The organism is Tumebacillus flagellatus (assembly GCF_000714935.1).
Classification (GTDB): domain Bacteria; phylum Bacillota; class Bacilli; order Tumebacillales; family Tumebacillaceae; genus Tumebacillus; species Tumebacillus flagellatus.
The window spans coordinates 36,525-45,245 of the sequence record NZ_JMIR01000038.1 but is presented as its reverse complement, the minus strand read 5'-3'; the positions used below and the strand labels follow the sequence as shown (position 1 = coordinate 45,245).

At 44.9% G+C, this 8,721-nt stretch carries 14 protein-coding genes; 7 read left to right on the top strand and 7 right to left on the bottom strand.

What is annotated here, in order from left to right; translation table 11 throughout:
- Positions 1–101: 101 nt before the first annotated feature.
- The gene (locus tag EL26_RS24150; protein ID WP_161780762.1) at positions 102–458 is read right to left on the bottom strand and encodes a helix-turn-helix domain-containing protein; all 357 of its coding nucleotides are present in this window, start codon (positions 456–458) and stop codon (positions 102–104) included.
- Positions 459–648: 190 nt separating this feature from the next.
- Here EL26_RS24150 and EL26_RS20050 point away from each other — a divergent pair, with 190 nt between their 5' ends.
- Complete coding sequence (locus tag EL26_RS20050) at positions 649–969, top strand: hypothetical protein (RefSeq protein ID WP_038093327.1); 321 nt, start codon at positions 649–651, stop codon at positions 967–969.
- A gap of 24 nt (positions 970–993) precedes the next feature.
- Here the strand turns inward: EL26_RS20050 and EL26_RS20045 are convergent, their stop codons facing one another.
- The 3 genes from EL26_RS20045 to EL26_RS20035 form a co-directional block, all read right to left on the bottom strand.
- On the bottom strand, positions 994–2,304 hold the full coding sequence (locus tag EL26_RS20045) for a helix-turn-helix domain-containing protein (protein WP_081857356.1): 1,311 nt from the start codon (positions 2,302–2,304) through the stop codon (positions 994–996).
- Entirely contained in the window at positions 2,243–2,521 is a 279-nt protein-coding gene (locus EL26_RS20040) for a helix-turn-helix transcriptional regulator (protein ID WP_238546158.1), read from the bottom strand. Before EL26_RS20040 ends, EL26_RS20045 begins: the two co-directional genes overlap by 62 nt.
- 216 nt (positions 2,522–2,737) lie before the next feature.
- Positions 2,738–3,220, bottom strand: a complete 483-nt coding sequence (locus EL26_RS20035; RefSeq protein ID WP_152559345.1) for a hypothetical protein — start codon at positions 3,218–3,220, stop codon at positions 2,738–2,740.
- A gap of 158 nt (positions 3,221–3,378) precedes the next feature.
- On the opposite strand from EL26_RS20035, the gene EL26_RS20030 reads away from it, so the two are divergent.
- The 4 genes from EL26_RS20030 (at position 3,379) to EL26_RS20015 (ending at position 4,665) form a co-directional block, all read left to right on the top strand.
- Positions 3,379–3,768 (top strand): hypothetical protein, encoded by a 390-nt coding sequence (locus tag EL26_RS20030; RefSeq protein WP_038093315.1) that lies wholly within the window; start codon positions 3,379–3,381, stop codon positions 3,766–3,768.
- Complete coding sequence (locus EL26_RS20025) at positions 3,765–4,055, top strand: DUF4359 domain-containing protein (protein WP_038093312.1); 291 nt, start codon at positions 3,765–3,767, stop codon at positions 4,053–4,055. The genes EL26_RS20030 and EL26_RS20025 overlap by 4 nt, the downstream gene beginning before the upstream one ends.
- 141 nt (positions 4,056–4,196) lie before the next feature.
- The gene (locus tag EL26_RS20020; protein WP_038093309.1) at positions 4,197–4,418 is read left to right on the top strand and encodes a DUF1659 domain-containing protein; all 222 of its coding nucleotides are present in this window, start codon (positions 4,197–4,199) and stop codon (positions 4,416–4,418) included.
- Positions 4,419–4,449: 31 nt separating this feature from the next.
- On the top strand, positions 4,450–4,665 hold the full coding sequence (locus EL26_RS20015; RefSeq protein ID WP_081857355.1) for a DUF2922 domain-containing protein: 216 nt from the start codon (positions 4,450–4,452) through the stop codon (positions 4,663–4,665).
- Between the two features lie 54 nt (positions 4,666–4,719).
- Here the strand turns inward: EL26_RS20015 and EL26_RS26780 are convergent, their stop codons facing one another.
- From EL26_RS26780 to EL26_RS20000, 3 genes are all read right to left on the bottom strand, one after another.
- Positions 4,720–5,178: a VanZ family protein gene (locus tag EL26_RS26780; RefSeq protein WP_420802078.1), complete on the bottom strand. Its 459-nt coding sequence runs from the start codon at positions 5,176–5,178 to the stop codon at positions 4,720–4,722.
- 195 nt (positions 5,179–5,373) lie between these two features.
- Positions 5,374–5,682: a hypothetical protein gene (locus EL26_RS20005; protein ID WP_038093303.1), complete on the bottom strand. Its 309-nt coding sequence runs from the start codon at positions 5,680–5,682 to the stop codon at positions 5,374–5,376.
- A 110-nt stretch (positions 5,683–5,792) separates the two neighbouring features.
- Positions 5,793–6,386 (bottom strand): hypothetical protein, encoded by a 594-nt coding sequence (locus EL26_RS20000; RefSeq protein ID WP_038093300.1) that lies wholly within the window; start codon positions 6,384–6,386, stop codon positions 5,793–5,795.
- 531 nt (positions 6,387–6,917) lie between these two features.
- Here EL26_RS20000 and EL26_RS25610 point away from each other — a divergent pair.
- Together EL26_RS25610 and EL26_RS26525 are read left to right on the top strand one after the other, a co-directional pair.
- Entirely contained in the window at positions 6,918–8,105 is a 1,188-nt protein-coding gene (locus tag EL26_RS25610) for a transcriptional regulator (RefSeq protein ID WP_038093297.1), read from the top strand.
- Positions 8,105–8,236, top strand: coding sequence for a hypothetical protein (locus tag EL26_RS26525; RefSeq protein WP_274518903.1), 132 nt, complete (start codon positions 8,105–8,107; stop codon positions 8,234–8,236). Before EL26_RS25610 ends, EL26_RS26525 begins: the two co-directional genes overlap by 1 nt.
- Positions 8,237–8,721 lie beyond the last annotated feature (485 nt).

Here is an 8,721-nt window from a genome sequence, read left to right as displayed (position 1 = left end):
TATACGGGAATCGCTGTATATACAGTGACCGCGACACTCTGCACTTTCAAAATGCGACACACAAACGAAGAGACATCCCTTCGTGTGGGATGTCTCTTTTTCTATAAATTGCTGCTCTGAGAACGGAAGTACGAGATAAACGCCTCCAGTACTTGCGAACCATCACTTTCCAAAGTCACGCCGGATGGTTCTAGGATGATCTTTCGCACATGTTCCTGAACATCTTGAGGAAGCGACTCGAAAAACTGAACCGCAATCGGTGTATCAAAAAAATAACTCACCGGTTTCTTGAGTATTTGAGAGAGGTCTCGCAAGACTTCTAAGGAAGGGTTCGACATCCTATCGTTCTCTAATTTGCTTATATAGGTTCTAGATACTCCGATGGCATCAGCCAAATCTTCTGACCGAAGTCCACATTCTAGACGGGCTGCTTTGATTAATTCACCTAGAGTTGTCACCATGAACCTCCTCTGTACAGGAACATACGTTCCGTTAATTGAACAAACGAGAGCATTCGGGAGATAATTGACTCTAATCAATGATAATGAGAAGTGATTCGTTTGATGTTCACTATAGTGAACGTTATAATGAATACATACCCCGCAACGCATCAATTCTACCATATCACCCCATAGAGGAGGACTTCCCATGCTGACTCAAACCGTCGTGCACCGTCCGATCATCATCCGCTGGCCGAATGAGGATACAGGTGGATACTTCAAAATCTCCGGCTGCTTGATCAATGAGAACGTAAGCCTTGCTGTTTTTGACGAACATTTGGAAGTCCACCTCGTAACCCCCACAGAAGACCCCAATGAATTTGACCTCAACTTTGCCTCCAACCCCTTCTTCTTTGTCGGCGACAGTTTCCAAGATATCTATTTCGACCTCACGCATCTCACAGTTGTGGAATTTGCTTCGAAGTACAACCACAGCGATTTTCACAGCTCAATTGAGGCAATGTGCTAATAAAAAATCAACAGCCTTCCAGAGTTAATGGGAGGCTGTTTGTGTTGGGAAATGCGAGAACCGTATCCCGTTTGCTTGCATCTTCTCATGAGTAGCATTGCGAACAGAGAGAAGGAGATCGCAAGCTTCGCCAAACTTATTTTTATCGGCGCGAATCCACGCGAGATGGGAGATTGCGTCTCCCCATTTTAAGACACGGTTCGAGGAGAAGTGGCGGTTCGCCTGCTCGTGCAGTTGTTTCTCTCCGCTCTTTCTTCCCTGTTTTGCATCAAGCAGGGCAAGGATTGATTCAAGTTTTTCACGGAAAGGGCTCTCGTCAGGTATCCATGGTTTAGCTCTCTGAATGGCGGCGACAGTTGCCGGTTCATCGCCAAGATACAGAAGATGGAGTGCCAGTTGCAACGCTTTTGCCCCGGCTTCGGGACTCTTCAGTTTTTCGAACCGTTTGATCGACGTTTCGAGCAGCGTGGGCACAAATTGCTCTTTGGCTTTTAAGAGAGCGATTGCGACCCGGTTGCACGCGGCTTCTACGAGATTACGGTGAACGTCGTTTAGATGCTTGGCATGGTCAGCATAGTGGATGGATTGTTTATAATCTCCCTGCTTGTGGAGCGTCTTCGCAAGTTTGATCAATTGATTGGCTTGGTCTTTAAGCGAAAGACCCGATTCCGCGTATGGAATGGCTTGTTCGATGATCTCCAAGACTCGCTCCTGATTTCCAAGCTTGGCGTAGGCTTGTGTCAGAAGCAATAGAATTTCTGTGCGTCTGTTTGGTTCATCGAGGAGAGACAGGGATTTGTTCCATACGAAAATTGCTTTGTCATAGCGTTTCGCGTGGAAATGCAGGAGTCCGCGGTAGTGAAGCAATCGTGCAAGAGTCGCGGGTTCATCATGATCTCCCATAAAGTTGAGGTACTTCTCTGCTTCATCCAATCTCCCAAGATTGAGACAGCACAGAGTATAATCAATCAGGAAATCGAGAGACTCGGGAAGATGCCCATGTGTATTGATCAAAGATCGGAGCAGGTACGCCGCTCGTTCATATTGCTTGGCACTCAAGTAGACATTGACCAAACAGAGAGATAGAGCATCCATAGACGGTTTCTTGTCCACAAAAAAATAGTCTGCATCTACCTCTAATCGTTTTGCCACCTCCAGGATCAGATCAAGAGAAGGTTTTGCTTTGCCGGATTCCACTTGGGAAATCATGCTCGACGTACACAACCCGGTTGCCAATTCCACTTGCGTCAAACCCCGAGCTTCGCGCAGTTCTTTAAGACGAGAACCGAGGACGACCCATTCTTCTGAGATTGAAGAAGCTTCTGGACGTTTCACGCTCTCCCCCCACTTCCATTCCTTTTTCGGACTCCTCTACAGAAATCAGCTCAAAAATCTCTTCAAATCCGCAATCCAGCGACGCGCAGATCGCCTTCGCAGCTTGCGGCCCGGCATTGCGTGTCCCGTTTTCCAATTGGGAAATAAACGGGGAGCTGAGGTTTGATTCACGAGCCAGTTTTCTTTGTGAGAAGCCTGCTCGTATTCGGCAATGCATGAAATCTGGATGTTTTGGGCGTATGAGCATGACTCGGTCTCCTTGTAGATTATTAATGGTTAGGAATACAATAAAATACTCTGAAGGGTTTTGGAGCATTTTCATATTGACTTCAATGTCGCGAGTTTATTGACATAACCAATTTGTCAGGCTGATTTTGACATGAAAGAGGGAAAGCCGTGACACGAGTTCACGGCTTTCTTCTTTGCTATTCATTCAAGCACAGCACACAAATCGTTTGCAGACATCGCGTACCTCCCGATCCGAAAGCCGCTCCAGCAAGGCTTCCTTCAAGCGGCGTTTGTCGATGGAGGCGATCATGTCTTCAAGCGAGGTATCTCGTTGAGGAGCCAACTCCAAAAGAATGCACTTCAAGTGATCGGGTTGGAACATCTCCAAGAGGATATGCAGCCCGCGATCTTCACCGGAATGATGCGGGCCGTGGTCTCCATCGGATTTTCGCCCTTTCCAGTGAGAGACGGCAAGAACGGCGGCTTCTTCCGTTTTGATACCGTTCTTACGCAGGCGTACGAATTCGTCAATGACGGACAGGTCTTTCTCATGGATCGCACGGGCTTGACCCACTTTCGTAAACGGGAAACCTCCCTTGGCGAGCAAGGCCATCCACTTTTGAGCTGTGTCGACGTAGACATCGAAACGCTGTGCTACTTCGTGTTTGGTGCAAAGATTGTCGCTCATCTCTTCTTCCTCCAATGGTTGGATTCTCTTACACCTATACCGTGCATCGAAAAAGAGGTTTCAGGGACAAGGACTTTCGAGATAACTCCATACCATTGACTAATATAATTGAGAGATTGTATATTGACTAAGAATAATTTGTGAGTGGGGTGAGAGAGTTGTTTAGTAAGTACGTTGGACAAGTTTTGATGATAGTAGCGGTTTTGAAATTGGCATCCCTTTATTTGGGGTTTGACGCGAAAATCCCTGTCAATGTCATGGTGATTTTTGTTCTTGGAGCCTGTTTGCTAACATCCTACCAAATCAATCAAGCTTATGTTAAGTTCAAAGGAAAGAAAGACAGAACAAAATACTACCTGATGATGGCTGCGTTTCTGTTGGTACTCATTTTGTGTGTTCCCAGTTGGTTCAGTAATCCATCGGTAGCGCAACAAGCTGGTGACGTAGCCTCAATTTTGGGTTTTGGTGGAGCGATCTTTGTGATGGGCATGGAGCAAGAGAATAAAGGAAAACCAGTACCATCCAATAGTAGGAAGGGCAAGAGATGAAGAAATCAGGTTGGATTCTACTGATTGTTCTGTTTGGCTTGATGGCGATTACAAATCCGAACAAAAATGACTACATTTCTTGGGTCAAAGAGAAAGCGGTTGAAAAGAGTCAGGACTCATTGGAGAAGGGCCTTATTTCAGTCTTTGGTAATCCGATTTTTGATTCTACAACTACTTCTACTAACTATGTTTTCTTCTCGAGGTACTCAACGGAGTTGGACAGTAAGCACAAAGTGAAGGCAATCGGAGTATTCAAGAACTTTATCCCAATCTCATTTACCGATTGATTTAGAACAGCAGTACGCACGCCACTCGATTCCGGGTGGCTTTTATTTTTTTCTCAAAAAAGTAGTTTGCTTTGTCCCTGTTTTGTCTCCGACGTTGCACGGTATAGGTGTAAGACATAACAACTTCAGGAGGGATTTCACATGATCAACACCAACGAGGGCTTCTCCAGCATGTCGTTGCACCTGCAAACCGGCTTTGACGAGAAAGGCGCACCGCTGTACAAAGACAAGAGCTACTCCCGCGTTCTGCCGTCCGCCGCACAGGATGATGTATACGCCGTCGGTGAAGCGCTCGCAAGTTTGAGCTCGTACCAACTGCATCACATCCAACTGACCAACCGTGAAGACCTGACCCGCATCTAATCCCAAAAAACGCCCCAAGGAGGGACTCTCCATGCAACGCAATCTCGAACTGAACTTCATGACCAACCTCAAGAAAAAAGCCAAACTCATCATCCCGGAACCGAAACCGAACCTCACTGTCACCGAGATCCACAACGTCATGGATCTCGTGATCCAAAAAGGAATCTTCGGCTTCCCGCAAGGTCTCGCCGTCGAAAAGCTCTCGGCGCGGATCGTGGAGTCGAACGTGGTGAAGATCGAGTTGTAGGCAAACCTTCGGATCAACAAATAAGCCCTCGTTTCTAAGAAACGAGGGCTTATCTTATGTCGAGATAGTCTGCATGTTTCTCAACTTATTTCCCAGTGGTTTATCTAGGAATGTACAGATCAAATACCCGATGGCAACACCGACTGTGTTTAGAAGTACGTCATCCACATCACACGTTCGGTAATTGTAATGTAGAACTGTATCAAGAATCAATTGGACCAATTCGAGCAGTATCGAAAAGACAATGCATCTCAGTAAGACTGTTGTGAAATTCAAACGAGGAGCGGCAATAGGCAACAAGAAACCAAACGGACAAAATAGCAAAACGTTACCGCCAATCTGTTTCATTGCGTCAGGAAGCCTGTCGTGAGTGACAACGCTTATTATGTCTCGGAAAGGCACAAAGTTGTTTTGCGGAAGTTCGGGCAGGCTGCGCAAATGCTCCAAGTAGCTCTGTTGGATTGGCAATGGGAAAAACACGACACACAAAACGGATACGATGTAGAAGTACATTGCAGAAAAAGCGAAGATTCGAATTGGTGGTTGTTTCTTTGAAATCTTCTGTGTCAAGCCTAGGACATACAGAATCGTTGCTACTATGATCAAGATCGTGGGTTTTAACATCTTTCATTCTCCAGAACAAAAACTGAATAAAGGCGAATTTGATACGAAAAATAAGGCCGCCGATGAGTGATCGGCGGCCTGTTTTTATTTCCTAACAAAGGTGCCATACGTTTCCGCGATGATGGTCGTTTTCGCATCCGCGGAGGCAACATTAGAAACGACAACGTCCTGATCGGTGATTTTCGCCTGATCATTGCGTTCATAGATGGCGAACTTGGTTTGAATCGTTTGAATCTCTTTCATTCCAGCTGTAAGCTCTTCCTCAGTCATCTTGTGGGGTTCAGTCATCGTTGGAGTATCGGTTGTGGCAAATGCAGATACGGATACGGCACCAAATCCTGCAACCAAGGCAAAACCAGTGATGACTAGGGCGGTTTTGTTCATGAATTTCAAAAAATCACCTCCACTATTGATGTGCGTGATTAATTGTACCAAAACATGCTAACGAGGTAAAGGAAGGGGTGTTCGAAAGCCCACCATTACTTTGAGTAGACTTTGAAATCTTAGTAATAATACACGTAGCCGTTGCCCGAGATGTCGCAACGGGTATCAATGTTTGTGTTGGTGTTAAAAATTCGCAGTTTGTAGGTTCCGGGGTAAACATTATAGAAACTGAACGTTACAGCAGAGGAATCATAATTGCCATTGACGGTGTATCTATTTGTCGTAACACCCGTTCCTTGGGCAACCAATTGGTAATCAGCTGTAGCCACTCTACCTGCGTAGATCACACCGGTAGGGTATTGAACTGCTTTCACAACAACTTGTTGGGATGTGGAAAGGGTGTATGTTGCGATTGTATCAATGTAAGACCCCGGATAAAGACCTGTGTAGGACCAGTTAGGGGAGGTTAAGGAGTAGATCGGGTCTTGCGGTTTTTTCATATGGACTCCGTAGCCCTTGTCTTGCTTCTCTACTGTAACTTTTGCATCCACTGAGGGGTACTGAGCCAGTTCAGCATCAGTTGCAGCGTGCGGTTGAGTAAAGGTAGTGGAAGAAAAGTTGTTTTCAGCAGATTTGGATTCTGCCCCAAATGCCGGAGCAGAGCTAAGCAGCATCGTACTCATAGCGATGGTGAGGATGGTTTTGTAATTCAATGGAATCTCCCCTAATAATATTCTGTAACTCATAATCTTTTATAACATGCAAAATTGATACAGTCCATTACTTTTACTTATTTATTTTTACGAAAGTGTTTCTATTTTGATTGCAAACTTATGAGAGACCTATGGCTGAGGTCGTATAGGTGGTTGAGTCTCATAGTGGGGTTGATTACATGGCATGAAATTATGTCAGAATCAACAGTGACATAAAAAAACCTCGTAAGCGTTTCGGGAGGGAAGCAGACAGGGGCTTTGATACAAAAAGTAAGACCGCCGATGAGCGATCGGCGGCCCGTTTTTATTTCCTCACAAAAGTGCCATACGGTTCTGCGATGATGGATGATCTTCTATTTCTATTACGATTTTCTGGGTTGCCATAAACATTTCATTACGAAGTTTTGAGAAAATTTTATTGCCAGAGATATACAAGACACCTTGGTTTTTATATAATTAAATTCGTGATTTGTTTTGCTTCTGATTTTACTGTTGAACAAACTGATGATAATCACCGGAGGTTCAGTACCTATGACTACCGTTGAACATACAGCTACGATGACCATTGGGAAAATCCCCATTGGCAGACGAATTCTCGAATTGATGCAGGAAAAAGGGAGTGCGTTCACGATCCGAGCGTTTGCGGAGCGATTGGGTGAAAACCGCGAGACGTTTCGAAATACCCTGGCCGGTGAGCGTCCGATCACACTTTCGCTTCTGGAGCGAATTGCTGAAGGGTTGGGAGTGACGGAGGAACGCTTGCGGCAGTTGGATACGTACAAAAAAGAGGAAGAGTTGGTTTCACTCCTTGAAGCAAAAACGCGAACAAAAGTCATGTTGATGAGAGCTCATACGCTTGCAACTGAATTAGTTCAAGTTGCACTTGGAGCGACAGAGCGAGGATTCGCCCTGAACAGTTTGGGGAGAATCCAGTTTCTCTTGCAAGAGTATGTAGAGGCAAACCGAATATGGAAACAAGCATTCCAGTATGCAGCGAAAATCTACAAGAATTTTCAAGATGATCGACTTGTAAAGTTAGTTCCTGCAAACTTTATGATGACCTGCGCGAGGATTAAGGACTACGGTGGTTCGGAAGAAATGCTCCAATTGGTTGAGGAAGTGTCATCTGATGATTTTCAAGTCTTGGGCATTCTCGCCTATAACCGAATGGTTATGTATTGGGACCGTGGAGATTTAGACACTTCAAGAGAATTCGCCTACAAATCCTTGGATCACTTTAGAAATTCGGGAAATCCGAAGCAAATAAGCCATGGGCATATTAACGCCGCAAGGACTGAATACCTTATGGGTAACTACAGTGTTTCTGCGGAGTTATTAGAAAATGCCATAGAGTATGCAAATCAATTTCCACAAATTCTTGTAAGAGTAGTCAAGGACTATGTGAAATCACTAATGAAACTTGGCAACTTTGAAGCGGCTCTCAACATTGTAGACGAGCACCGAGAAGTCCTGAAGCAATTCCCTGAATACTGGCACAAAGTTCAGATCATGTGTACGGTATTATTGGATGACCCCATGCATGCAGATGCGGTTATTCAGGATTTACAAGTAAGTCAAGAAATTCGAATACTCGCTTGTAAATGTCTTTTCGAGTACTACGCAAAGAGTGGTGACGCGTTATCCGCGATGCGTTACTATGAACTTGAGCGTAAATATTCACGAAATGATTTTGAGTTTGCGGACAGGGAGGGCTTTTAATGAAAAAACGAATTTCGGCTGGGCTTCTGTTGTGTGCAGTACTTGGATGCTTGATTGGGGGGGCAACGTTTTCAAAAGCTGCAACTTGGTCTGATCCAGAGCCGCTGGGTATTGTTTTGATCAAAAAGTAACGATCGTCATAAATATCGCGGGTACTAATAGTTCAACTGTATTTCGATAATGATTTTTTTAGTTTCTTGGTAAGGAGAGGGTATTGTGCTAAAACGAATAGCACTTGGGATGCTGTTATGTGCAGTTATCGGATGCATGATGCAGGGAACTACTGTAACAAAATCCTCTGAATGGTCAGATCCTGAACCTTCTGGTGTAACTGTTGCTAGTTGGTACGATCCCGACCCTTCGGGAGTAATCGTTGCAACTTGGCATGATCCCGACCCTTCGGGAGTGACCGTTGCAATTTATCATGACCCTGATCCCTTGGGCATCGTTGCAGTCAAGGGATAATCCTCCACTTCGACTGACATTGCTACGAGCTGAACATGTCAGTGTCAAACTGACATACTTTCCTGTCGCTTATATTTCAACAAACACTTCCATCGAAAAAGCCACCCATTACAAGTTGGGTGGTTTATTCTTTTGTCTATGAGCTTAATAA